General features: G+C 73.3%; 16 protein-coding genes. 4 read left to right on the forward strand and 12 right to left on the reverse strand.

What is annotated here, in order from left to right:
- Window positions 1–340 precede the first annotated feature (340 nt).
- Together ACFO4E_RS13565 and gatB are read right to left on the reverse strand one after the other, a co-directional pair.
- A complete protein-coding gene (locus ACFO4E_RS13565; RefSeq protein WP_378574457.1) occupies window positions 341–3,043 on the reverse strand; it encodes a putative bifunctional diguanylate cyclase/phosphodiesterase in 2,703 nt (900 codons plus the stop codon).
- 929 nt (window positions 3,044–3,972) lie between these two features.
- Complete coding sequence (gene gatB / locus ACFO4E_RS13570; RefSeq protein ID WP_378574459.1) at window positions 3,973–5,520, reverse strand: Asp-tRNA(Asn)/Glu-tRNA(Gln) amidotransferase subunit GatB; 1,548 nt, start codon at window positions 5,518–5,520, stop codon at window positions 3,973–3,975.
- Between the two features lie 341 nt (window positions 5,521–5,861).
- Between gatB and ACFO4E_RS13575 the strand changes: the two genes are divergently transcribed.
- Entirely contained in the window at window positions 5,862–7,031 is a 1,170-nt protein-coding gene (locus ACFO4E_RS13575; protein ID WP_378574460.1) for a thioester domain-containing protein, read from the forward strand.
- 457 nt (window positions 7,032–7,488) lie between these two features.
- Entirely contained in the window at window positions 7,489–8,697 is a 1,209-nt protein-coding gene (locus ACFO4E_RS13580; protein ID WP_378574462.1) for a thioester domain-containing protein, read from the forward strand.
- 251 nt (window positions 8,698–8,948) lie between these two features.
- Here the strand turns inward: ACFO4E_RS13580 and gatA are convergent, their stop codons facing one another.
- Window positions 8,949–10,451, reverse strand: coding sequence for an Asp-tRNA(Asn)/Glu-tRNA(Gln) amidotransferase subunit GatA (gatA, locus tag ACFO4E_RS13585; protein WP_378574464.1), 1,503 nt, complete (start codon window positions 10,449–10,451; stop codon window positions 8,949–8,951).
- Window positions 10,448–10,747: an Asp-tRNA(Asn)/Glu-tRNA(Gln) amidotransferase subunit GatC gene (gatC, locus tag ACFO4E_RS13590; protein WP_378574466.1), complete on the reverse strand. Its 300-nt coding sequence runs from the start codon at window positions 10,745–10,747 to the stop codon at window positions 10,448–10,450. Before gatC ends, gatA begins: the two co-directional genes overlap by 4 nt.
- A 334-nt stretch (window positions 10,748–11,081) precedes the next feature.
- Here gatC and ACFO4E_RS13595 point away from each other — a divergent pair, with 334 nt between their 5' ends.
- The gene (locus ACFO4E_RS13595) at window positions 11,082–12,617 is read left to right on the forward strand and encodes an FAD-binding oxidoreductase (RefSeq protein ID WP_378574468.1); all 1,536 of its coding nucleotides are present in this window, start codon (window positions 11,082–11,084) and stop codon (window positions 12,615–12,617) included.
- Between the two features lie 48 nt (window positions 12,618–12,665).
- Here the strand turns inward: ACFO4E_RS13595 and ACFO4E_RS13600 are convergent, their stop codons facing one another.
- The 5 genes from ACFO4E_RS13600 to mnmA all read right to left on the reverse strand — a co-directional run bounded on the left by ACFO4E_RS13600 (window position 12,666) and on the right by mnmA (window position 20,178).
- Window positions 12,666–14,732, reverse strand: a complete 2,067-nt coding sequence (locus ACFO4E_RS13600) for a putative bifunctional diguanylate cyclase/phosphodiesterase (protein WP_378574470.1) — start codon at window positions 14,730–14,732, stop codon at window positions 12,666–12,668.
- A 356-nt stretch (window positions 14,733–15,088) separates the two neighbouring features.
- Entirely contained in the window at window positions 15,089–17,275 is a 2,187-nt protein-coding gene (gene ligA, locus ACFO4E_RS13605) for an NAD-dependent DNA ligase LigA (RefSeq protein WP_378574472.1), read from the reverse strand.
- Window positions 17,276–17,297: 22 nt separating this feature from the next.
- Window positions 17,298–18,326, reverse strand: a complete 1,029-nt coding sequence (locus ACFO4E_RS13610) for a methionine synthase (RefSeq protein WP_378574474.1) — start codon at window positions 18,324–18,326, stop codon at window positions 17,298–17,300.
- A 92-nt stretch (window positions 18,327–18,418) separates the two neighbouring features.
- Window positions 18,419–18,952, reverse strand: a complete 534-nt coding sequence (locus ACFO4E_RS13615; protein ID WP_378574476.1) for a DedA family protein — start codon at window positions 18,950–18,952, stop codon at window positions 18,419–18,421.
- A 140-nt stretch (window positions 18,953–19,092) separates the two neighbouring features.
- Window positions 19,093–20,178 (reverse strand): tRNA 2-thiouridine(34) synthase MnmA, encoded by a 1,086-nt coding sequence (gene mnmA / locus ACFO4E_RS13620; RefSeq protein ID WP_378574478.1) that lies wholly within the window; start codon window positions 20,176–20,178, stop codon window positions 19,093–19,095.
- Between the two features lie 95 nt (window positions 20,179–20,273).
- On the opposite strand from mnmA, the gene ACFO4E_RS13625 reads away from it, so the two are divergent.
- Window positions 20,274–21,449, forward strand: a complete 1,176-nt coding sequence (locus ACFO4E_RS13625; RefSeq protein ID WP_378574480.1) for a DUF695 domain-containing protein — start codon at window positions 20,274–20,276, stop codon at window positions 21,447–21,449.
- Between the two features lie 33 nt (window positions 21,450–21,482).
- On the opposite strand, the gene ACFO4E_RS13630 is transcribed toward ACFO4E_RS13625, so the two are convergent.
- The 3 genes from ACFO4E_RS13630 to ACFO4E_RS13640 form a co-directional block, all read right to left on the reverse strand.
- A complete protein-coding gene (locus ACFO4E_RS13630) occupies window positions 21,483–22,652 on the reverse strand; it encodes a cysteine desulfurase family protein (protein WP_378574482.1) in 1,170 nt (389 codons plus the stop codon).
- Between the two features lie 213 nt (window positions 22,653–22,865).
- Window positions 22,866–23,810 (reverse strand): electron transfer flavoprotein subunit alpha/FixB family protein, encoded by a 945-nt coding sequence (locus ACFO4E_RS13635; protein ID WP_378574484.1) that lies wholly within the window; start codon window positions 23,808–23,810, stop codon window positions 22,866–22,868.
- Between the two features lie 37 nt (window positions 23,811–23,847).
- On the reverse strand, window positions 23,848–24,627 hold the full coding sequence (locus tag ACFO4E_RS13640) for an electron transfer flavoprotein subunit beta/FixA family protein (protein ID WP_378574486.1): 780 nt from the start codon (window positions 24,625–24,627) through the stop codon (window positions 23,848–23,850).
- Window positions 24,628–24,678: the final 51 nt, after the last annotated feature.

The following is a 24,678-nucleotide window of genomic DNA, read 5'->3' on the forward strand; positions in this document are numbered from 1 at the left end:
GCGCGCAGCGAATGACCCGGTCAGACGGCTGCGCGCCGACCAAGTACGAGAATGAGGAAGAAGTTGCTCTGCACGCTGTCAACTCTGGCCGAGGACGGGTCACCCGTCAACTGAAACATCACTTTGTCTCACGTTGTGAGATGTGACGCTCAACATACGATTTCCGCGCAGGTCGCGCGGAGCAGGCGAACACCCTTGTCGCACGCCTGAAACACGGGGATCCGCCGGACACCGGTTCGGCGGGCCGTGGACCGCATACCGTACACCGGACCTGACCACGGGATTCCCGCCGCCCCCGCCCGGGACCGGCGGGGGCCGCGGTGCGACCCCTAGCCGCCCCCTACAGCGCGATCTCCGCCTCGCCGCCCACCAGCGCCTCGACGCCGCCGGCGACCATCGGGCGCGCCACCAGGAAGCCCTGGCCGTAGCCGCAGCCCATGGAGCGCAGCTGTTCCAGCTGCTCGGCGCGCTCGATGCCCTCGGCGATGACCTGCATCCCGAGGTCCTGGCCCAGCCGGATGATGGTGTGGGTGAGCAGGGTGACCGTGCCGTCGGTGCCGAGGTCGCGGATGAAGGACGGGTCGATCTTGATCGCGTCGACCCGGAGCTGGCGCAGGTGCGCCAGCGACGCGTAGCCCATGCCGAAGTCGTCGATCGCCAGCCGGACCCCCAGGCGGCGCAGCTCGGACAGGCGCTCGACGGCCTCGCCCGGGTTCTCCAGCAGCACCTCCTCGTCGACCTCCATGGTCAGCACCCCGGCCGGCAGGCCGCTCTCGGCCAGGACGCCGGCGACGGTCTCGACGAACCGCGGTTGCAGCACCTGCTTGACCGACAGGTTCACCGACAGCGCGATGTCCCAGTCGGAGGCGCGCCACAGCGCCACCTTCGCGCACGCCTCGCGCAGGATCCACTCGCCCAGCGGCACGATCAGGCCCGACTGCTCGGCCGGGCCGATGAACACGTCCGGCATCACCAGCTCGCCGCCGCGCCGCCAGCGCACCAGCGCCTCGACCGCGGTGACCTGGGAGCTCTCCAGGTCCACGACCGGCTGGTACTCCAGCAGGAAGTCGCCGTTGGCCAGCGCCTGGCGCAGCTCGGTCTGCAGCTCCAGGCGGCTCACGACCTGGGCGTGCATGTCGGCGGCGTAGATCTCCAGGCGCCCGCCGCCGCCCTGCTCCTTGGCGCGCGCCATGGCCATGTCGGCGTTGCGCAGCAGCTCGCCGCTGTCGATGCCCCGCTCGGCGAACGCGACCCCGGCGCTCGCGGTCAGCACGACCTCGCGGTCGGCCACCTGGAAGGGCTCGGCGCTGATGACGCGGGCCAGCCGCTCCGCGAGGTCGACGACCTGCTGGGCGTGGGCGCTCTCCTCGATCAGCACGGCGAACTCGTCGCCGCCCCACCTGGCCAGCGTGACACCGGAGTCGGTCGTGGCGCGCAGCCGCCGGGCCGCCTGCGCCAGCAGGTAGTCGCCGAAGGTGTGGCCGGCGGAGTCGTTGACGGCGGTGAAGCCGTCGAGGTCCAGGAAGATGGCGGCGACCTCGTGCGCGCCGCCGATGTGCTCGCGCCGCGCCAGCACCTCGCGCGCCCGCTCCTCCAGGTAGGCGCGGTTGGGCAGGCCGGTGATGCCGTCGTGGAAGGTCAAGTGGTTGACCTGGTCCTCCAGCGCCACCTGCGCGCTGATGTCGCGGGTGGTCACCAGCAGCCGGTCGGGCTCGCCCGGCTGCTCGTAGAGCGAGGCGGTGGACTCGGTGTGCCGCCAGGTGCCGTCGCCGGAGCGCACGCGCACGCGCAGGTGGATCCCCTGCCCGGCCCCGCGCCCGAAGTCCGACATCGCGGCACGGATCTGCGGCAGGTCCTCGGGGTGCACGATCGCGGTCACGGGCTCGGCCAGGACGTCGTCGAGCCGGTAGCCGAAGGCTTCGGCCGCGCCGGGGCTGACATAGAAGATCCGGGCGTCGAAGTCGAGGATGAGGATGACGTCGCCGCTGTTGTGGGCGAGCTCGTGGAAGTGGCGCTCGCGGGTGAGCACCATGCGGCTCAGCGTGGCGTTCTCCTCCAGGACCCCGCTCACCCGCACCAGCAGCACGACCACCGCCGACCCCGCCGCCAGCGGGAGCACCGGCGCGACGCCCTCCAGGCGCAGCCCGCCGATGGTCAGCACGACCGCCGCCACGGCGAGCGCCCCGGCCGCCGCGATCTCGGGCGCGAACCGGTACAGCCCGCGGCCGGTGATCCGGCGCGGCTGCGCGCCCGCGCGGTCGCGGATCAGCCACGGCAGGCTGCCGAGCAGCGCGAACCCCAGCAGCCGCACCGGGTACTCGATGCCGCCGGCCGGCGCGACCCCGGTCAGCCGGCTGACCGCGCCGATGAGGTCGGCGCCGCAGATGATCACGAACGCGCCGATCGCCAGCAGGACCGCGCGCCGGGTGCTGTGCGGCGAGGTGGCCACCAACGGCGCCAGCAGGCACAGCACGACGATGTCGGCCACCGGGTAGACCAGGGCGAACGCGAGGAACCCGGCGCCCTCCCCCAGCTCGCTGTAGAGCGGGGCGAACAGCAGCAGCCACACCACCGAGAACACCGCGGCCGCGCAGACGTAGCAGTCGGTGAAGTGCCGGACCGCCGGCCGCACGCCGCGCGGCAGCGGGGCGAACCGCATGAAGCCGAGGACGAACAGCGGCAGGGCGAAGAGCATGAACAGGTCGCCGAAGGTCAGCGTGACCGCGGCGTTGGCGCTGAGCAGGCCCGTGACCGCATAGGTGAGCGACCCGGCGAACCAGGCCAGCGCGGCGAACCCCAGGAAGCGCAGCGCCGCCGCGCCGTCGGCGCCGTCGGCGTTGGCCTCGCCGTCGGCCGCCGAGGCGGCGCGGGTGCGGGCGGAGTAGAAGAGGGAGACGGCGGCCGCCCCCGCCGCGATGGTGGTCGGCCAGTTGCCGAGGCGCTCGGTCAGCGACAGGCCGCCGTCGCCGGTGAGCGTGCCCAGGGCGTAGAGGAGTGTGAGGGCGACGATGCCCCCGAGCCAGACACGGGAGTCGATCTTCATCGCGTGCCTCCCCAAGGGGAGGCGGAGCACCCGTGGGCGGCGATGGCCCGGTGCCCCGTGCCCGCCGCCTCCCGCGCGGGGCGCGGGAGCGCCGCGCGGCACCGCGGGCCCGGACGGCGCGGTTCGCTCCGGCGGCCGACCGCGCCGCGGCGCGCCGGCGGGTCCTGCTCCGTCCGTTCCGCGCGCGCGGGCACCCCGCGGCGCCGGACCCGGACGGTCCCGGCGGCCCCCGCGGTACCGGGGCCTCCCGGTACCGCGCCCGCTCGGGCGCGCCCACGGGGCCCGCGCGGCTTACAGGGCGCTCCCACTGCGGCGGCTTCCCTCGTCACACACCCCTCCCTCGCTCCTCGGCCGGACCGTGTCGCCCGCTCCGTCTCCGGGGCGCCCGCACGGCGACGGCTCTCTTCGCCACGGCCCCTCCCTCGCTCCTCGATCGGGCGCCGCGTCTCGGTCCGGTCACCGCCGCACCCCGGGGGTGCGCACGGTTCGGTCGTCCGCTCGGCCCGCGGGACGCCGTCACGGCGACGGCCTCCCTCCGGCTCGGCCGGCCCGCGGCGGACGCGCCCGCCGGACGCTGGGGCCGGAGGGCGGGCCTCCGCCTCAGGCCGGGGACGCGCCCCCGGCGCGAACGCGGTCACGGTAGGTCGCCGGGGCCGTGCCGGGCAAAGCCGGCCGGCGTGTATGTGGGGTGTCCGGGGCGGGCGACGGCCGGTCCGCCCGTGGATGTCGTGGCCATCGAAGTGCACCTCCTCAGCCTGGAGGAAGCGGGGCGTCCAGGGACCGGAGCGTCGTCGGCCGACCCTTCGCGACACCTCAAGATCCGCCCGGCCAGGCTATTCACCCAATGTCACGCGGAGATAGAGATGGGGCAGAGACATGGTGACGACGCGATCACCCAGCGTATCCACCTCGTGGTGCTCCGCGGTGGCTCACCCGGCGGCGAGCCGCTCCAGGATCAGCTCGCGCGCCCGGCCGGCGTCGGCCTGGCCCCGCGTGGCCTTCATCACCGCGCCCACGAGCGCGCCGGCCGCGGCGACCTTGCCGCCGCGGACCTTGTCCGCGATGTCGGGGTTGTCGGCGATGGCCTGGTCCACGGCGGAGCCGAGGGCGGAGTCGTCGCTGACGACCTTGAGCCCGCGGGCCTCCACCACGTCATCGGGCTCGCCCTCGCCGTTGAGCACGCCCTCGATCACCTGGCGTGCGAGCTTGTTGGTGAGCGTGCCCTCGGCCACCAGCGCCACGATCCGCGCCACCTGAGCGGGGGTGACCGGCAGCTCGGCCAGCGCGACCTCGGTCTCGGTCGCGCGCCGCGACAGCTCGTTCAGCCACCACTTGCGGGCGTCGGCGGGGGCGGCCCCGGCGTCGACGGTGGCGGCCACCAGTTCGATGGCGTCGGCGTTGACGAGGTCGCGCAGCTCCTCGTCGGACAGGCTCCACTCGGCCCTGACGCGGATGCGCTGGGCCGCGGGCAGCTCCGGGAGGGCGGCGCGCAGCTCCTCCACCCATTCGGCCGAGGGGGCGACGGGCACCAGGTCGGGGTCGGGGAAGTAGCGGTAGTCCTGCGCCTCCTCCTTGCTCCGCCCCGAGATCGTGCTCCCGGTGTTCTCCTGGAAGTGCCGGGTCTCCTGCACGACGCGCCCGCCGGCGTCGAGCACGCCGGCCTGCCGCTCGATCTCGGAGCGGACGGCGCGCTCGACCGAGCGCAGGGAGTTGACGTTCTTGGTCTCGCTGCGGGTCCCCCACACGCTGGTCCCGCGGGCCATCAGCGAGACGTTGACGTCGCAGCGCAGCGAGCCCTCCTCCATGCGCACATCGGAGATCCCGAGCGCGCGGACGAGGTCGCGCAGCTCCGCGACGTAGGCCCGGGCCACCAGCGGGGCGAGGTCGCCGGTGTGCTCGATCGGCTTGGTGACGATCTCCAGCAGCGGGATGCCGGCGCGGTTGTAGTCGACGAGGGAGTAGTCGGCGCCGTGGATACGGCCGGTCGCGCCGCCCACGTGGCTGGTCTTGCCGGTGTCCTCTTCCATGTGCACGCGCTCGATGTGGACGCGGAACTCGCGGGGCCCCTTGCGGGTGTCGACCGTGACGTCGAGGTACCCGTTCTCGCACAGGGGCTCGTCGTACTGCGAGATCTGGTAGTTCTTCGGCATGTCCGGGTAGAAGTAGTTCTTCCGGGCGAACCGGCACCACGACGCGATCGAGCAGTTCAGCGCCAGGCCCAGGCGGATCGCGCTCTCGACCGCGGTGCCGTTGACCACCGGGAGCGACCCGGGCAGCGCGAGGCACACCGGGCAGACCTGGGTGTTGGGGGCGGCGCCGAACGCGGTGGCGCACGAGCAGAACATCTTCGAGGCGGTGCCCAGCTCGATGTGGGTCTCCAGGCCGAGCACGGGCTCGTACCTGTGCATGGCGTCGTCGAACGCCACCGGGGACGTGGCCCCGCTCGTGGCAGGGCTATTCGTTACCGCGCCAACCATCGCCGCACAACCCGTTTCCGTGTCCGAAGAGCCCCGCCGCGCTCTGCCCGGCGGCGTGGGCGTCGAAGTCAGTTGAGACGCGTGCCCCGCTGATCGGCAGGCGGCGGGGACACACCCCGAAGCCTACCGATGCCCGGACGGGCCCGGGGACGGACCCGGCCGCGGCCCCGTGACGAGGGATGTTCCGCTCAGCGCACTCGCCAGGTCACAGCACGCACACGATTCGACGTCGCTCGCGCTCCGGCGCCCGGGCTTTCGGGCATCGGCGGTTAACCTGGAAGCCGCATCCCTGATCCGGCCGCCTCCCCCTTCCGCACTCTCACCAGGAGAGCTGTACCACCATGCCCGGCTTCGTGCGGCGCTGGACCGCGGTGCTCTGTACCGCGGCGGCCATCGGCACGGGGGTCGCGCCAGCGACCGCCGCCGACGGCATTTCACGGGTCGACCCCGCGCCCGTCGCGGGCGCCACCGTGCGCCTCGCCGACGGCGAGGCCGCCGAGACCTCGCTGTACCGGATCGTCATCGACGACGGCGTCTCCATCTCCGCCTACTCCGCCGACATCAGCGCCGTCGTCGACCCGCGGGTGCCCTATGTCGAAGGGCCCCTGGCCGGGGCCGACGGCATCCCCGACGGCGCCGCCGAGCCGCTCAACTGGATCGTGCGCAACTCCTACCCGCTCGTGGACCTCGACCGCCTCGGGACCGAGAGCGGGGTGCCCGGCCTCGACGAGGAGCGGGCGATCGCCGCCACGCAGGCCGCCGTGTGGCACCACACCAACGGCGCCGACCTCGCGGCGCGGCCCGGCGGGCGCGGCGGCAACCATCCGGCCGTGGGCGCCCTGTACCGGTACCTGGTCGACGCCGCCGAGCACGGCGCGCTGCCCGCCCCCCGGCCCGCGCTGGACGTCACCCCCGCGCGCCTGGAGGGCGGCGACCCCGCGCAGCCGCTGGGGCCGCTGACCGTGCACACGACCGACACCGGGCCGGTCGAGCTGTCGGTCAAGGGGGCGTCGGCCCTGCGGCTGGCCGACGCCGACGGGGCCACGATCACCCGGGCCTCCGACGGCGAGGAGTTCTTCCTGCACGTCGACCCCGCCGCCCCCGCCGGGGTGGCGACCGTCTACGCGCAGGCCGACGACGCCACGGTGGAGCCGGGACGGCTGTTCACCGGCCGCGACGGCGTGCCGACACAGCCGCTGCTCGGCGCCGAGCCGGCGGTCTCCCCGAGCACGGCGACGGCGAAGGTCGACTGGAGCAGCTCACCGCCGGCCCCGGTGGAGGAGGAGCCGCCCCCGCCCGCTCCCGAGGAGCCGGCCGCTTCCCCGCCCTCCCCCTCGGCCCCCGATCCGTCGCCGTCGCCGTCCCCTGCCGTCGAGGCGGAGGACCGGGACCCCGACCGCGATCTGGCGTTCACGGGGACCTGGGCCGGCGCGCTCATCGCCATCGGCGCCGGGCTGCTGGTCGCGGGCGCGCTGGCGATGTACGCGACCAGGTCCCGGAAGCGTCGCTGACACCATTTCCGCAGGTCGTTACGGACAATGTCGGGACCGTTTACCGACGCATCCGAATTGCGGGCGATCGGAGGGCGGATCCCCCGCACCACGGGGCCCGCGCCCCCTTCCGGGCAACGAAGATCATTTGTGCCCGCGCCGAGGTTCCGGGAAACCGACACGGCGCAACAGATTCGTGTGAATTCCACGAACCATGTTGGAACCCCGGATTCGGGTCGCTAGTATCTGGCGGTGCGGTAGTTGAGATTCGTCACCGCGGCCCCCCGCTGCCGCGGATTCGCGACAACCAGACGCGCCCCTCAAGCGTCCGATATTCGATCGGCCGAACCACCGCACCGGATCCCGCGAGCACACTGCGCACCAGTGGGTGCCCGCGCCGGTCGGCCGCAGCTGACACCGCCGCGAACTGGCGTGACAGCAATGTCCGGTTCTCCTAAAAAACTCACCGGGACACAATTTGATCCACACTGAACTCCCCCACACCGCCAAGCGCCGCGGCCGGGTCCTGGCCGCCGTCGCCGCCACTGCGGCGGCCTCGCTGGCCTTCGGCTTCTCCGCCGCCCCGGCCCTCGCCGACGGCGCTCGCGGCAGCTACACGGGCAACGCCCTCGACGGCATCACGGTCAAGACCGACCAGGGCAACGTCGGCACCACGCTGTTCAACCTCACCCTCGAAGACGGCACGGTCCTGCAGACCTACTGCATCGACTTCGAGACCAGCATCCGCCGCGACGCGGACTACCAAGAGGACGACTGGGCGAACTACCCCGGCCAGGGCGACTTCAGCGAGCCGGCCAAGGTCCACTGGATCCTGCAGAACTCCTTCCCGCGCCTGAGCGTCGCCGACCTCGCCGAGGCCAGCGGTGTCGAGGGCCTGAACGACAAGCAGGCGCTGGCCGGCACCCAGGCCGCCATCTGGCACTTCAGCAACGGGATCGAGCTCTCCGACGGCAACGACGGCAACGTCGCGGCCCTCTACGAGTACCTCACCACCAACGCCGAGGACCTGCCGCAGACCGGCGAGCCCGACGTCTCCCTGCGGATCACCCCCGGCTCGGCCGAGGGCACCGCCGGCAGCACCATCGGCGAGTTCACCGTCGAGACCAGCGCCGACTCCGTGCCGCTCACCATCGACGCGCCCGAGGGCGTGGAGCTGGTCGACCTGGAGAGCGGCGAGCCCATCGACACCGCCTCCAACGGCACCACCTTCGGCTTCGAGGTCCCCGAGGGCACCGAGCCCGGCGAGGCATCCGTGTCGTCCTCGGTCTCCACCGAGGTGCACGCCGGCCGCCTGTTCCAGGGCGTCGAGGGCCAGGACCCGACCCAGACCCTCATCACCGCCGAGGGCGGCGAGGCCGAGGTCGACGCCGGGGCCACCGTCACCTGGACCGAGGGCGAGGCCCCCCAGCCGAGCCCGTCGCCCAGCGAGGAGGCCCCGTCGCCGGAGCCCACCCCGAGCGAAGAGGCCCCCAGCCCGTCGCCGAGCCCGAGCACCCCGGACGAGCGTCCGACCCCGCCGAGCTCCGGCGATGACCTGCCGCTGACCGGTGCCGCCATCGGCGGCCTGGTCGCCGCGGGCGTTGCCGCCCTGGGCGCCGGTGGCGCCGCGATGTACTTCAGCCGCAAGCGGAAGAACGCCGCCGCGGCCGACGAGATCGACGGCTAACGCCACCACCGCCTCCCCCGCGAGGGGAAAGGCGAACGCCCGCCGCCGTAGGAATACGGCGGCGGGCGTTTTCCGTGTTCAGTGTTTCCCGCTCAGCCTCCGGGGGCGCTTCAAGGCACCGGCTTCCCTCGTCGCCGGGCGCTCCCTCGTACCTCGGTCGCACCCGCCTCCTCAGTCCAGCCGGCGCCGCGCCCCCTACGGCTCGCTCACTGTTCCTCCCCCGCTCGACCTGAGAGACCTGCGCGCGGCCCCTAAACGGCGTAGGCGCTGCGGGAGAGCAGCGGGCCGCCGTCGCGGTCGGCGAGGGCGGCCTCGACCGCCGCACCCACCCGGTAGGTGCGGTCGTCGGCCAGCGCCGGGGCCATGATCTGCAGCCCCACCGGCAGGCCGTCCTCGGGGGCGAGCCCGCACGGCACCGACAGGGCGGCGTTGCCCGCGAGGTTGGCCGGGATCGTGCAGAGGTCGGCCAGGTACATGGACATGGGGTCGTCGCTGCGCTCGCCGAGCGGGAAGGCCGTGGTGGGCGTGGTGGGCGAGACCAGGACGTCGACGTTGTCGAACGCGGCGTCGAAGTCGCGCTTGATCAGCGTGCGCACCTGCTGCGCCGACCCGTAGTAGGCGTCGTAGTAACCGCTGGACAACGCGTAGGTGCCCAGGATGATCCGCCGCTTGACCTCGGGCCCGAACCCCTCGGCGCGGGTCAGCGCCATGACCTCTTCAGCGCTGCGGGAGTCGTCGTCGCCGACGCGCAGCCCGTAGCGCATGGCGTCGAACCGGGCCAGGTTCGAGGAGCACTCGCTCGGCGCGATCAGGTAGTAGGCGGCCAGCGCGGCGTCGAAGTTGGGGCAGGAGACCTCGACGACCTTGGCGCCCAGCGACTCCAGCAGCTCGACCGCCTCGGTGAAGCGCTGGAGGACACCGGGCTGGTAGCCCTCGCCGCCCAGTTCCTTGACGACGCCGATCCGCAGTCCCTCGACGTCGGCGCGGCGGGCCGCGTCGACCACCGGGGGGACGGGGGCGTCGATGGAGGTGGAGTCGCGGGGGTCGTGCCCGGAGAACGCCTCGTGCAGCAGCGCGGCGTCGAGCACGTTGCGGGCGAAGGGGCCGGGGGTGTCCAGCGACGACGCGAAGGCGATCATGCCGTAGCGGGAGGAGCCGCCGTAGGTGGGCTTGGCGCCGACCAGGCCGCACACCGCCGCGGGCTGGCGGATCGATCCGCCGGTGTCGGTGCCGGTGGCCAGGGGCGCCTCGAAGGCGGCCACGGCGGCCGAGGACCCGCCCGACGACCCGCCGGGGATGCGGCTGAGGTCCCAGGGGTTGCGGGTGACGCCGTAGGCGGAGTTCTCGGTGGAGGACCCCATGGCGAACTCGTCCATGTTGGTCTTGCCCAGGATGACGAGCCCGGCCTCGCGCAGCCGCGCGGTCACCGTGGCGTCGTAGGGGGGCCGCCAGCCCTCCAGGATCTTGGAGGCTGCGGTGGTGGGCATGTCGGAGGTGGAGAACACGTCCTTGTGCGCGACCGGGACGCCGGCGAGCGGGCCCAGCTCCTCGCCCGCGGCGCGGCGGGCGTCGACCCGGCGCGCCTGCTCCACCGCGGTGGAGCGGTCGACGTGCAGGAACGCGTGGATATCGCCGTCGACGCCGTCGATGCGGTCCAGATAGGCCTCGGTGGCCTCGACCGACGAGGTGGCGCCGGAGCGGATGGCGGCGCCCAGCTCGGCCGCGCCCATCCGGACGAGGTCGGTGCCCGTCATTCTTCCTCCCCCAGGATCTGCGGGACGCGGAACCGCTGATCCTCGACCGCGGGCGCGCCCGCCAGCGCCTGGTCGGGGGTCAGTCCCGGCCGGGCCTCGTCGGTGCGGTAGACGTTGGTCAGCGGCAGGGCGTGCGAGGTCGGCGGGATGTCGCCCTTGGCGACCTCCTGCACCTTGGCCACAGCGGAGATGATCTCCCCGAGCTGGGCGGCGAGCTGGTCGAGCTCGTCCTCGTGCAGCGCCAGCCGCGACAGCCGGGCGAGGTGAGCGACCTCATCGCGGGTGATGGCGGACATGTTCGGCAAACCGTTTCTTCGGTGGGTGCGGACGCCCCAATCCTATTGGGGAGCGGGACGGGACGTCGTCGGGTGCGCGACGCCGGGCGCACGCCGGCGCGATCGCCGCGGGACCGGGTGCCGGGGCCGGCCCACACGGCCCCGCGGGGAAATCGTGTATCACATATCACAGTTGTGGCTGATGATGTTCCGGCAGGCACGGAGCGTGGTGGTGGTATCACCACCACGCACACACGACTTGGCCTTATTACCTCGCCTCTTCACGCCCCGTAAGTTGACGGCGACGCCGAGCACCTTCCCCCATGACCCCACGATCCAAGGGAAAGGCCGAGCCATGAGCCAGCTCACCTACCAGGTCCCCGACCACGTGCACTCCCCCACGCCCGTGCGCGTCGGGCCGGACGACCCCCGCTACGACCACCTGGTGACCCGCGGCGCGAGCAACCGCTTCAACGGCGAGCCCGACCAGGTCTACGTGGTGGGCTCGACCCAGCAGGTGATCAGCGCCGTCCAAGAGGCGGTCGCCTCCGGGAAGCGGATCGCCCCCCGCAGCGGCGGGTGCTGTTTCGAGAACCTGGTCGACAACCCGCAGGTGCGCGCGGTCATCGACCTGTCCGACATGACGGGGGTCTACTTCGACCCCGACCTGCGCGCCTTCGCGGTCGAGGCCGGGGCCACGCTCGCCGAGGCCTACCGGCGCCTGTACCTGGGGTGGGGCGTGACCATTCCGGCGGGCTACTGCCCGGAGGTCGGCGCGGGCGGGCACGTGGTCGGCGGCGGGTACGGGCCGCTGTGCAGGCTGCTCGGCCTGGTGGTCGACCACCTGTACGCGGTCGAGGTCGTCGTGGTCGACGCCGACGGGCGGGCGCGCGGCGTCATCGCCACCCGTGAGGAGTCCGACCCGAACCGGGAGCTGTGGTGGGCCCACACCGGCGGGGGCGGCGGCAACTTCGGCGTGGTCACCCGCTACTGGTTCCGCTCGCCCGATGCCGACCCCGGCCTGCCCCCGGAGCGGCTGCTCCCGGCCCCGCCGGCCACGGTGCTGACGTTCACCGCCGAGTGGAGCTGGGACGGCATGGACGAGGCCGCCTTCACCCGCATGGTGCGCAACCACGGGGAGTGGGCCGAGAAGCACAGCGGTGCCGGCGACGAGGCGGCCGGGCTCTACAGCGAGTTCGTGCTGCTGCGCCGCGCCGCGGGCGTGCACATGATCGTCGGGCAGGTCGCGGCGGAGCCCGGCGAGGACGAACGGCTCCTCGGCGAGCACATCGACGCGATCGGGGCCGGGGTGGCCGCCCCGAGCGAGCTGCGGACGAAGCGGCTGCCGTGGCTGACCGCCGCGCTCAAGGGGCCCGGCGACAGCGTCGGCGACTGGCACCTGAAGATCAAGGCGGCGCACCTGCGCCGCCGCTTCACCGACCGCCAGATCGCGACCCTGTACCACCACCTCACCCGGACCGACACCGACGTCATCGGCGGCAGCGTGTCGCTGAACACCTTCGGCGGCCGGGTCAACGAGGTCGCACCGGAGGCGACCGCCATCCCGTCGCGCGACTCCATGCTGAAGCTGTCGTACCTGGTGTCGTGGAAGGAGCCGGAGGACGCGCCCCGCCACCTGGCGTGGATCCGCGAGTGCTACCAGGACATGTACGCCGACACCGGCGGCGTGCCGCTGCCCGACGAGGTGAACGGCGGGGCCTTCATCAACTACCCCGACACCGACCTCGCCGACCCCGAGCGCAACACCTCGGGCCGGCCCTGGTCGACGCTCTACTACGAGGACAACTACCCGCGGCTGCAAGAGGTCAAGGCCGCGTGGGACCCCCGCGGGGTGTTCCGGCACGCGCTGTCCATCGAGCCCGCGGGCTGATCCCCCGGCCGGCCGCCGGGAACGGGGCGGGTGCGGGGGCCCGCCCCGTCAGACCGACCCGGTGTGCTCCTGCGGGGACCGGTCCTGGCCGCCGCGGCGGTCGTTGCGCAGCAGCCAGGCCGACACGTCGCCGGCCTCCAGCGGCGGGGCGAAGAACCGGCCCTGGGCGGCGTAGCAGCCCATGGCGCGCATGGCCGCGGCGACGGCCTCGGTCTCGACGCCTTCGGCCACTGCGTGCATGCCCAGCGTGCCCACCAGGTCGACGGCGGACTCCACGATCACCCGGCCGTCGGGGTCGGCGACGCTGCGCCGGACGAAGGACTCGTCGATCTTGATCTCCTCGACGGGCAGGCCCTTGAGCCGGGCGAGGGTGAAGTAGCCGGTGCCGAAGTCGTCCAGGGACAGCGAGACCCCCAGGTCGGCCAGCGCCAGGATGGTGGGGGTGACGGCGTCGGCCTCGGCCACCATCACGCGCTCGCTGATCTCCAGGCGCAGGCGGTCGGGGCGCACGCCGTGGCGGCGCAGCCCCGCGGCGACGATGTCGGGCAGCGTGGGGTCGAGGAGTTCGCGGGCGGACAGGTTGACGGAGACGGGGACGTCGAATCCCTCGGCCCCCCAGGCCGCGATGCGCGGCAGGGTCTGCTCCAGCACCTCGTGGGTGAAGCTGCGCATCAGGTAGGACTGCTCCACCATGGGGACGAACTCCTCGGGCGGCAGCACCCCGCGCTGCGGGTGCCGCCAGCGCACCAGGGCCTCCAGCCCCACCGCCCGGCGGTCGGCCAGGCGCACCTTGGGCTGGTAGAACATCTCCAGCTCGTCCTCGACCAGGGCGCGGCGCAGCTCGCCGAACAGGCTCAGCCGCGCGGTGGAGTTGCGGTCCTTGTGCGGCGCGTACAGCTCGACCCCGGTGCGGTGCTCCTTGGCGACGTACATCGCGACGTCGGCGCGCTGCATGAGGAGTTCGAAGTCGGGGGCGTGGTTGGGGTAGAGCGCGATGCCCACGCTCGCCTCCAAGTCGAAATCCATGCCGTCGAGCCGCATGGGCTCGGCCAGCGACACCCGCAGCCGGGTGGCGACCTCGCGGGCGGAGGCGGAGTCGCGCACCTGGGGCAGCAGCACGGCGAACTCGTCGCCGCCCAGGCGTGCGACGAGGTCGCCGGGCCGCACGCTGTGGGTGAGGCGGCGGGCGACGGTCTGGAGCAGGCGGTCGCCGGTGGGGTGGCCCAGGGTGTCGTTGACCTCCTTGAACCGGTCCAGGTCGAGCAGCAGGAGGCCGACGCGCTGTTTGCGCTGCTGGGCCTCTGCCAGGGCCTCCTGGGTGCGGACGATGAGCAGCTTGCGGTTGGCCAGGCCGGTGAGTTCGTCGTGGTTGGCCTGGTGCTCGCGCTTCACCGAGAGGGTGGCGCTGGTGTAGAGGGCGATCAGCGGCAGCGAGAACAGCGGCACCAGCCAGACCGAGTGCGCCATGGCGACCACGACCAGCGGCGCGAGGCTGAGCAGCACCCCGTTGACGAAGAGGCGCTGGCCTATGTCCTTGCCCATCATGGCGTGCAGCGGGGCGCGCTCGTGCATGGCGACCGCACACTCCACCAGCACCATGTTGGTGATGAAGTAGGCCGCACCGGCGAGGGCGACGGCCAGGAGCTCGGCCCCCTGCGGGACCCACGGCGCGGGGACGGGGCCGGGCATGAGCAGGCGCAGGACGGCGTCGGCGCCGCCGAAGCTCAGGACGTACTGGGCGAGGTTGAACGCGGTGCGGTGGGGGGCGTGGCGCCGGGCCACCCCGGCGATGATGGTGGCGACGGCCTGGACGAGCCCGGCCACGGGCAGGCCGTAGGCGATCAGAAGCGCGAAGGAGAACGGCATCGAGGTGGGCGCGCCGTTGTCGGAGGGCGTGCTGGGGGTGGCGATGGGGCGCAGCTCGCCCAGGATGACCATGCACAGGACGACCCACAGCAGCGGCTTGCGGGCGAGCGCCACCAGGGCGTCGAGGCCGAAGACGTAGGCGGACACGCCGAGCAGTGCGCAGCCCGCCACCGTGGTGCTGGCGAGGTAGAGCCACAGCGGGGTCCCGACCCGCGGCCCGACATCCCGGGTGCTCGTGGGATCCAACATAGACGTCCTCAGGGGTGCTTCACGGAGCCCGGCGCCGAAACCTTGTGCGCCACTCACGACGCCGGCGCTCCTACGAGATCTGTCTTCACGTTCACCGTTCCGGTCACCCCCATGACCGTTACAGCGCGTTTGCGAAATGCGGGTGCACCGGGTCGACCGCGGACTCAGCTTACGATGCTTCATCACCAGGTGTCGTCGATCGGGGACTTTAAGTAAGGCACCCTTCGCCTGGGAGAATCGCCCGATTCGATCCAGAATACTGCGACAGGTAGCCTAGTGATCGCGCATCGTAGAGACCAGTGGCCAGCGGCCCCGCGCGGTGCGGCCGGGCCGCGCGGGCCCGGCCGCACCGCTGGTCACGCCTCTTGTTCCGGCTGGAGCCGGAGTTCCATGGCCGCTTCCGGCCCCTTCTCCAGCAGCGCGGTGAACCCCTCCTCGTCGAGGATCGGCACGCCGAGCTGGACCGCCTTGTCGTACTTGGAGCCCGGGCTCTCCCCCACGACCACGAAGCCCGTCTTCTTCGAGACCGACCCGGTGACCCGCCCGCCCTGCACGGCGACCTCCGTGGTGGCGTCGTCGCGGCTGTAGCGGACCAGCGAGCCCGTGACCACGACCGTCACCCCCTCAAGGGGGCGCGGCCCGCCGGCGCCCGCCTCCTCCATGCGCACCCCGGCGGCCCGCCACTTGGCGACGATCTCGCGGTGCCAGTCGACCGCGAACCACTCCCGGATGGAGGCGGCGATCGTGGGGCCGACCCCCTCGACCGAGGCGAGCTCCTCCTCACTGGCCTGGGCGATGGCGTCGAGCGAGCGGAAGTGCCGGGCGAGGTCCTCGGCGGCGCGGGGTCCCACGTGCCGGATCGACAGCGCCACCAGCACCCGCCACAGGGGCTTCTGCTTGGCCTGTTCGAGCTGGTCGAAGAGTTTCTCGACGGTCTTCTTCGGCTCGCCCTTCTGGTTGGCGAAGAACGTGACGACCTTGGGCTCGCCCGTCTTGGGGTCGGGCCGCGGCTCGCTGGTGTCGGGGTCGAGGACCAGGGTCCGGATGGGCAGCAGCCGGTCGACGGTGAGGTCGAACAGGTCGCCTTCGTCGCGCAGCGGCGGGGTCTTGGGCTCCAGCGGCTGGGTGAGCGCGGTCGCCGCGACGTAGCCGAGGGCCTCGATGTCGAGCGCCTTGCGCCCGGCGATGTAGAAGAGCCGTTCGCGCAGCTGGCCCGGGCAGGATCTGCTGTTGGGGCAGCGCAGGTCGACGTCGCCCTCCTTCTGCGCGCCCAGGGGGGTGCCGCATTCGGGGCAGGTCTCGGGCATGGCGAACGCGCGCTCGGATCCGTCGCGGACCTCGCGCACCGGCCCGAGGATCTCGGGGATGACGTCGCCGGCCTTGCGCAGCACCACGGTGTCGCCGATGAGCACGCCCTTGCGCGCCACCTCTTGGGCGTTGTGCAGCGTGGCGAACTCGACCACGGACCCGGCCACGCGGACCGGCGCCATGACGCCGTAGGGGGTCACCCGGCCGGTGCGGCCGACGTTGACCCGGATGTCCAGCAGCTTGGTGGTGACCTCTTCGGGCGCGTACTTGTAGGCGATGGCCCAGCGCGGCGCCCGGCTGGTGGATCCCAGGCGGCGCTGCACCGAGATGTCGTTGACCTTGACGACGACGCCGTCGATCTCGTAGGCGGGCTCGTGGCGGTGCTCGGCGTAGTGGGAGATGTAGGCGCGGACGTCGTCCAGGGAGGCGACCACGCGGTAGCGGTCGCTGACCGGCAGCCCCCATTCGCGCAGCGCCTCGTAGGCCTGCGACTGGTGGGAGAACTCGACGTCCTCGTAGGCGCCGACCCCGTGGACGAGCATGCTCAGCGGCCGCGAGGCGGTGACGCGCGGGTCCTTCTGCCGCAGCGAGCCCGCCGCGCCGTTGCGGGGGTTGGCGAACTGCGCCTTGCCTTCGTCGGCCAGGCGGGCGTTGAGCGCCTGGAACGCCTCGCCGGGCAGGAAGACCTCGCCGCGGACCTCCAGCAGCGGGGGGACCGGGCGGACGGAGCCGTCGAGGCGCTCGGGGATGTCGGCGATGGTGCGGACGTTGTAGGTGATGTCCTCGCCCACGCGGCCGTCGCCGCGGGTGGCCGCCTGGTGCAGGCGGCCGTCGCGGTAGACGAGGTCGACGGCGAGGCCGTCGATCTTCAGCTCGCACAGGTAGGACTCGATCGCGATCTCGTTCTCGACCCGGTGCGCCCACGCCGCCAGCTCGTCGGCGTCGAAGGCGTTGTCGAGGCTCTGCATGCGCACCAGGTGCTCGACCGCCGCGAAGTCGACGCTGACGGGCGCGCCGACCTTCTGGGTGGGGGAGTCCTGCGTGACCAGCGAGGGGTGCCGGTCCTCGATGCCCCGCAGCTCCTGCATGAGGGCGTCGTACTCGGAATCGGAGATGATCGGGGTCTGCATGTAGTACCGGTAGCTGTGGTCGTCGATGACCTCGCACAGCTCGGAGTGGCGCTCGCGCACCTCGGCGGGTACCGGATCGACGGCGGTCGATTCTTCCGCGCTCACCCGTGTACGTCCTTTCGTCGTTCTAGCGCCGTGGTTCGTCGCGGAGGACCCGGGCCGCGGCCCGGCAGGACTCCAGCGCGGCGCGGGCGTGGTCCGGGGAGGCTCCGGCGAGCCCGCAGGTGGGCGTGGTGACCACCGCGCGGGCGGCCAGTTCAGGGGCCAGTCCGATACGATTCCACAGCTCACGTACGGGGTCGACGGTATCGGCCGGGTCGGACAGAACCGTGTCGACACCCGGGACGACGCCGGCGAGGAGACCGGCCCCGGCTTCGAGGGCGACCCCGAGCGGTTCGTCGGAGGCGCGGGTGAGCAGGGTGGCGTCGAGGCTCAGCGCCCGCGCGCCCGAACGGCGCAGCAGGTCGATCGGGACGGCGGACGCGCAGCAGTGCGCCACCGGGTACGCCCCGGCATCGCTGATGGCGCCGAAGACGGCGCGCAGCCGCTCCTCGGCCACGACCCGGTCGACCGCGCGCAGCCGCCCGTAGCCGCTGGCCGTGGGGATGTCGCCGAGCAGCACGGCGGGCAGGGCCGGCTCGTCGACCTGGACCAGCGGCTCGGCACCGGGCACCCGGGCCCGGACGTCGGCGATGTGCGCGCGCAGGCCCTCGATGAGCGACGCCCCGAGGTCGGCCGCCGCTCCCGGGTCGGCGAGCAGGCGCTCGCCCGAGCGCAGCTCGATCCCCGCGGCGAGCGTCCAGGGGCCGGCGACCTGGATCTTCAGCGGGCCGCGGTAACCGCCGGCGTGCCGTTCGAGCGCCTCCAGGTCGTAGGAGAGGAAGCTCGACGCCCGCGCGGCGTCGCGGCCCGGCCGCTGCACCACCCGCCAGCCCGAGGGCTGCACCTCGATGGGGAACTCGACGAGGAGGGCGCCGGAGCGCCCGATGATGTCGGCGCCGGCGCCCCGCCCGGGCAGTTCGGGCAGGTGCGGCAGGTCGGGGAGTTCGCCCAGGACGGTCCGCACGGCTTCGCCGGGGTCGTCGCCGGGGTAGGACCCGACTCCGGTGGAGGCGGCTTCGGGCCAGGGGTATGGCTGCTCGATCACGAGGCCCAAGATTAGAGCACCGGCGCGCGACCAGGGGCGCGGCGGTGCGCGGACCGGGACGCGGCGGGCTCCCGGTGCCCGGGGCGGACCGCCCCGGGCGCTCAGGCGGACGCGGCCGACGTCTCCGCGGCGGTGGAATCGTCGCCGGGGCCGTCGCCGCGGGCGGTGGCCGAGCGGCGCCTGCGGCGCACGGCCACGACCGCCGCGAGGGCGGCGACCGCCGCTGCGGCCGCCCCGGCCGCCAGCCACGGGGAGTGGAGGAACAGGTTCCACCACGCCGCGACCACGGCCAGGCCGCCGAGGCTGTAGATGGCCGCCCACAGCGCGCAGCCCGGGAGCATGGCGGCCAGGTAGCGCGGGAACGCCATGCGCATGGCGCCGGCCGCCAGCTGCACGGCGGTCTGGAAGCCGACGGTCACATAGGAGACCGTGACGACCGGGGGGCCGAACCGGTTGATCAGGTTCTGGGCACGGGCGAGCCGGTGGCCGGCGCGGGCGCCGAGGCGCGACCGGTGCAGGCCCGCTCCGACACCGCGGCCGATCCAGTAGGTGGCCTGGGTGCGCACGAAGACGATCGCGAACAAGGCGGCGTAGACGATCCAGAAGGGCTGTCCCCGCAGGAACTCGTACTCCATCGCGCCCTCCGTTCACCGACCGGCGACTATGATATGCCTAACCTAACTCGCCGCACAGCGGGGTACCGGGTGACGGGCGCCCCCAACGGGGACCGGCCGGGGGGCAGCGCGAACCGGGCGGCGCCCGCCCGCGCGACGGCTCAGCCCGCCGCCGCCTCCTGCGCGGTGCGCGAGGTCCGCGCGATGGTCGCCGACCCCAGCACGATGTCGCCGTCGTAGAGCACCGCCGCCTGGCCCGCGGCCACCCCGGCGGCCGGACGGTCGAGCCGGACCACCAGTTCGCCGTCGCGCTCCCAGGCCCGGCAGGGCAGGACCTCGCCGTGCGCGCGCAGCTGGACCGCGCACGCGGTGGGCTCGGTGAGCGGGGGGCACCCGCTCCACACCGGCCGCCCGCACACGATCTCGTCGACCTCCAGCGAGGCGCGCGGGCCGACCGTGACCGTGTTCTGCACCGGCTCGATCGAGAGGACGTAGCGGCGGTCGACGGAACCGCCCAGGTTCAGCCCCTTGCGCTGCCCGACGGTGAAGGCGTGCGCGCCGTTGTGCGTGCCCAGCACCTCACCGGACTCGTCCTTGATGGGACCGGGCTCGGCGCCCAGGCGTCCGTGGAGGAACCCCGCGGTGTCGCCGTCGGCGATGAAGCAGATGTCGTGGCTGTCGGGCTTGTCGGCGACCGCCAGCCCGCGGCGCTCGGCCTCGGCCCGGACCTCGTCCTTGGTGCAGTCGCCCAGCGGGAACATCGCGTGCGCGATCTGCTCGCGGGTGAGGACCGCCAGCACGTAGGACTGGTCCTTGGCGGAGTCGACGCTGCGCCGCAGGCGGCCGTCGAGCAGCCGCACGTGGTGGCCGGTGCACACCGCGTCGAAGCCCAGCGCCACCGCGCGGTCGAGCACCGCCGCGAACTTGATCTTCTCGTTGCACCGGAGGCACGGGTTGGGGGTGCGCCCGGCGGCGTATTCGGCCACGAAGTCCTGCACGACGTCGCGGTCGAACTCCTCGGCCATGTCCCACACGTAGAAGGGGATGCCGATCACATCGGCGGCGCGCCGGGCGTCGCGGGAGTCCTCGACCGTACAGCAGCCGCGCGCCCCCGTACGGTAGGACTGCGGGTTCTTGGACAGGGCCAGGTGGACCCCGGTCACGTCATGGCCGGCCTCGGCCGCACGGGCGGCGGCCACCGCGGAGTCGACGCCGCCCGACATGGCGGCCAGTACACGCAGAGTCATAGCCGCTCCAGCCTATGCGCTCGCCCGGCCTGCTCCCTACCGCACGTCCCCTCCTGGTGGCTCGGCCGCCCCCGCGCTCTGCGAAAATCGTCTTCATGGCTCTGTTCCGTCGCCGCCGATCCCCGCAGTCCGACTCCGCCGTCGCCGTGGACGAATTCTGGGCGCAATGGCCCGGGCTCCGCGCCGACCTGGCCGCGAGCGTCGACTCCGGCAAGCCGGTCACCGATGAGGCCGCCGATCGGCTCACCGAATGCGTCACCCGCATCCACCCCGCGCTGAAGTGGGAGGTGTCCGCGGCCCCGCGCGCAACGGGCGACCTGCTGGGCGACTTCGGGCTGAGCGCCGACGACGACCCCGACGCGCTCATGGCGCGTATGGCGGAGCTGGACGACCCCCTGGCCGCGCTCGGCGGCGGCGCGTCCTACGCGCTGACCCTCAGCGCCGGGCCCGACGACCAGGCGCGCATCCTGGCCGAGCGGTGGGCGCGCGCCGCCCCGGACGAGCCGGACTGGCGGTTCCTCCCGGCCTTCCCCGCCGACCACGACAAGCTCGGCAAGCCGCTGAGCTGGGACGGCCACGAACTCGACCTCGCGCACTGCACCGTGTCCCTGCGGGTCGACCACCAGCAGGGGCGTATCGAGGCCGGCGTCTACCACCCCGACTTCATGTTCGTGCCCGAGGAGACCCGCAACGGCGTCGCCGACCACGTGGTGATGCTGGCGCTGGGCGAGGACGACTACGTGCGCTGGATCGGCCGCGTGGAGGCACTGGCGGAGAAACCGCTCGACCCCCTGCCGCCCACCTCGATCCCCGCGGTCGTGCAGCAGCTGTCGGGCGCCCTGGGCAGCGGCGGCTGGGTCACCCTCCAGGGCCGGGTGCCGCTGCGCGGCCTCATCGAGATCGCCGTCCGCCAGCCGCTGCACCGGCGCGACTTCCCCGCGCTCACCCTGTATGTGCTGGCGGTCGTCCCCTACGCCGAGGCCAACGACGACAAGCTGCCGGCCGGCTCCTCGGCCAGTGCCCTGGACGCGCTCACCACCCGGCTGCGCGACCTGCTCGGCGACAACGGCGCGCTGCTCGCCCAGCAGACCGCCGCGGGCCAGCGCCAGCTGCACTTCTACCTCGACCCCGACTCCGGTGCGCTGCCCGAGCTGGAGCAGGCCGTGCGCACTTGGCCCGAGGGCCGCGCGGCGGTGCAGAGCCGCCTGGACCCGGAATGGGACGTGATCGACCAGCTCCTGCGGCCGATCAAGCGCCAACTGGGGCGGTGACCAGCGCGGCGCGCCCGCGCGCCGCGCACCGCGTCAGCGGCGCCTGCCCCGGGCCGCGCGGGCGCGCGCCACGGCCGGCGCGATCGCCTCGCCGAGCGCCTTGACGTCGTCGGCCGTGGAGCCGCGGCCCAGGGAGAACCGCAGTGAGCCGCGCGCGGTCTCGGGATCGGCGCCCATGGCGAGCAGCACGTGGCTGGCCCGCGCCACCCCCGCCGAGCACGCGGATCCGGTCGAGCACTCGATGCCCTTGGCGTCGAGCAGCATCAGCAGCGCGTCCCCCTCGCAGCCGGGGAAGGAGATGTGGGCGTTGCCCGGCAGGCGGTGCACGGGGTCGCCGTTGAGGGCGATATCGGGGACCGCGGCGCGCACCTCGGCCACGAGGTCGTCGCGCAGCGCCGCGAGGGCGGCCGAGTGGGCGGTGCGCTCCGCCACGGCCATCCGCACCGCGGTGGCGAACCCCCGCAGCAGCGGGGTCATCAGGGTGCCCGAGCGGACCTCGCGCTCCTGCCCGCCGCCGTGCAGTACCGGAACCGGGTCGACGCCGCGGGCCAGCAGCAGCGCGCCCGCGCCGACGGGCCCGCCGAGCTTGTGCCCGCTCACGGTGAGCGCCGACACCCCGCTCGCGGCGAAGTCCACCGGTTCGGCCCCGACCGCCTGGACGGCGTCGGTGTGGAAGGGGATGCCGTACTCCGCCGCGACCGCGGCGAGCTCGGCGACCGGCTGCACCGTGCCGACCTCGTTGTTGGCCCACATCACCGACACCACGGCCACGGAACCGGGGTCGCGCTCGATGGCGGCGCGCAGCGCCGCGGGCCGCACGCGGCCGAGGCGGTCGACCGGCAGCTCCTCGTACAGGGCGCCCTGGTGGTCGGCCATCCACCGGGCGGGGTCGAGCACCGCATGGTGCTCGACGGCGCCGACGAGCAGCCGCCGGCGTGCGGGATCGGCCCCGTTGCGCGCCCAGTAGAGGCCCTTCACAGCGAGGTTGTCGGCCTCGGTGCCACCGCTGGTGAACACCACCTCGTTGGGGGTGGCGCCGAGCGCGACGGCGACGGCCTCGCGCGCCTCCTCCACGGCCCGGCGGGCGCGGCGGCCCGCCCCGTGCAGCGACGATGCGTTACCGAGATGCCCGAACTCCTCGGTCATGTCCCGCACGACCTCGGGACGGACGGGGGTCGTGGCTGCGTGATCCAGATACACCATGGCCGTCCCAGGATACGGCGGCGAACCGGGGTGAAACGCCCCGCCCCAAGGCGGACATGTGCTCATCGGGACCCCGCGGCCCCGGATCTTCGGCGCGGCGCGCCGGGTGCCGGCCGACCGCCGGCGCGGGGACGGCGGCTTGGAGAACGGCCGCGGCCCCGGGCGCATGCCCGGGGCCGCGGCCGGCCGAAGGCCCCTCCGCGGGGCCGCCGGCTACTTCCGCTTGGTGATCTCCTCGGTGAGCTGCGGGGCGACCGTGTGCAGGTCGCCCACCACGCCGAAGTCGGCGAGCTCGAAGATCGGCGCCTCGGGGTCCTTGTTCACCGCGACGATGTTCTTCGAGGTCTGCATGCCGGCCCGGTGCTGGATCGCGCCGGAGATCCCCAGCGCCACGTACAGGTTGGGGCTGACCGTCTTGCCGGTCTGGCCCACCTGGAACTGGTTGGGGTACCAGCCGGAGTCGACCGCGGCGCGCGAGGCGCCCACGGCGGCACCGAGGGAGTCGGCGAGGGCTTCGACGACGGAGAAGTCGTCGGAGCCGACACCGCGGCCGCCCGAGACCACGATCGCGGCCTCGGTCAGCTCCGGGCGCGCGCCCTTCTCCTGGGCGACGCGCTCGACCACCTTGGCCGACTTCGCGGCGTCGGAGATCTCGACCGACACCTGCTCCAGGACCGCGGCGCCCTCGGCCGGCGCCGGCGGCACCGAGTTGGGGCGCACCGCGACGACCGGCACGCCGGAGCGCACCTTGGCGTGGGTGACGGTGGCGCCGCCGAAGACGCTGTGCTCGGCCAGCAGGCCGGCGTCGATGTCGACGACGTCGGTGAGGACGCCGGAGCCCAGCTTCACGGCGGTACGGCCGGCGATCTCCTTGTTCGCGGCGGTGGCCGAGACGAGGATCGCGGCGGCGGACGCCTCGCCGGCCAGCTTCGCCAGCAGCTCAGCGGTCGGCGCCACGACGTAGTCGTTCAGCTCGGCCGGCGCGACGTAGACCTTCTCGGCGCCGTACTCGGCGAGCCGGGCCCGCCCGGAGTCGGCGCCGTCGCCGACCCACACCGCGGCGGGCTCGCCGATGCGGCGGGCGGCGGTCAGCAGCTCGGTGGTGACCTTCTTGACCTCTCCGTCAACGTGGTCGACGAGGACGAGGACCTCAGCCATGTCTGTCAATCCCTACTTTCGTTCCCCGCTCGCGGACCTAGACGAACTTCTTCTCGGCGAGGAAGTCGGCGGCCTTGACGCCGCCGTCGCCCTCGTCCTTGACGATGGTCCCGGCGGCGCGCGGCGGGGCCGCCGCGGAGTCGACGGTCTCGGTCGTGGCGGCGGCCAGCCCGATCTTGGCGGGGTCGATGCCGGCATCGGCGGCGGCGAGCGTCTGCACCGGCTTCTTCTTGGCCGCCATGATGAGCTTGAACGACGGGTAGCGCGGCTCGTTGATCTTCTCGACCACCGAGACGACCGCCGGCAGCCGCGCCTCGACGACGTCGTAGCCGTAGTCGGTCTGGCGCTGGACGCGGATGTCGCCGCCCTCGATGTCGACCTTGCCGGCGAGTGTGAGCTGCGGCAGGCCGAGGTACTCCGCCAGGGCCGCCCCGACGACGCCGGTGCGGGCGTCGGTGGACTCCGAGCCCAGGACGACCAGGTCGAACTCCAGGGTGCCCAGTGCCTGGGAGAGCGCGTAGGCGGTCTGGAGGGCGTCGGAGCCGTGCAGGGCGTCGTCCACCAGGTGGACCGCCTTGTCGGCGCCCATCGACAGGGCCTTGCGGATGGAGTCCGTGGCCTGGCCGGGGCCCATGGTCAGGATGGTGACCTCGCCGCCGTGCTTCTCCTTGAGGAGCAGCGCCTCTTCGATGGCGTACTCGTCGAGCTCGTTGATGACCCCGTCGGACGCGGCGCGGTCGAGCGTGTGGTCGTCCGACGCGAGTTTCCGTTCGGTCGCCGTGTCCGGGACCTGCTTGACCAAAACGACGATATTCATGGCCGGTGGCCGACCTCCCTGCGCTCCCATGCGTCGCCCGCTCGGACGGCG

It is taken from the genome of Nocardiopsis mangrovi (assembly GCF_042653925.1).
GTDB classification, from domain to species: Bacteria; Actinomycetota; Actinomycetes; order Streptosporangiales; family Streptosporangiaceae; genus Nocardiopsis_B; species Nocardiopsis_B mangrovi.

What these genes read in the sequence shown, in the direction of transcription:
- gatA (WP_378574464.1), bottom strand. Translation starts at nt 10,451, where the DNA reads ATGACGGGCACCGACCTCGTCCGGATGGGCGCGGCCGAGCTGGGCGCC.
- ACFO4E_RS13565 (WP_378574457.1), bottom strand. Translation starts at nt 3,043, where the DNA reads ATGAAGATCGACTCCCGTGTCTGGCTCGGGGGCATCGTCGCCCTCACA.
- ACFO4E_RS13635 (WP_378574484.1), bottom strand. Translation starts at nt 23,810, where the DNA reads ATGGCTGAGGTCCTCGTCCTCGTCGACCACGTTGACGGAGAGGTCAAG.
- ACFO4E_RS13600 (WP_378574470.1), bottom strand. Translation starts at nt 14,732, where the DNA reads ATGTTGGATCCCACGAGCACCCGGGATGTCGGGCCGCGGGTCGGGACC.
- gatB (WP_378574459.1), bottom strand. Translation starts at nt 5,520, where the DNA reads ATGGTTGGCGCGGTAACGAATAGCCCTGCCACGAGCGGGGCCACGTCC.
- ACFO4E_RS13615 (WP_378574476.1), bottom strand. Translation starts at nt 18,952, where the DNA reads ATGGAGTACGAGTTCCTGCGGGGACAGCCCTTCTGGATCGTCTACGCC.
- ACFO4E_RS13575 (WP_378574460.1), top strand. Translation starts at nt 5,862, where the DNA reads ATGCCCGGCTTCGTGCGGCGCTGGACCGCGGTGCTCTGTACCGCGGCG.
- ACFO4E_RS13625 (WP_378574480.1), top strand. Translation starts at nt 20,274, where the DNA reads ATGGCTCTGTTCCGTCGCCGCCGATCCCCGCAGTCCGACTCCGCCGTC.
- ACFO4E_RS13595 (WP_378574468.1), top strand. Translation starts at nt 11,082, where the DNA reads ATGAGCCAGCTCACCTACCAGGTCCCCGACCACGTGCACTCCCCCACG.
- gatC (WP_378574466.1), bottom strand. Translation starts at nt 10,747, where the DNA reads ATGTCCGCCATCACCCGCGATGAGGTCGCTCACCTCGCCCGGCTGTCG.
- ACFO4E_RS13630 (WP_378574482.1), bottom strand. Translation starts at nt 22,652, where the DNA reads ATGGTGTATCTGGATCACGCAGCCACGACCCCCGTCCGTCCCGAGGTC.
- mnmA (WP_378574478.1), bottom strand. Translation starts at nt 20,178, where the DNA reads ATGACTCTGCGTGTACTGGCCGCCATGTCGGGCGGCGTCGACTCCGCG.
- ACFO4E_RS13640 (WP_378574486.1), bottom strand. Translation starts at nt 24,627, where the DNA reads ATGAATATCGTCGTTTTGGTCAAGCAGGTCCCGGACACGGCGACCGAA.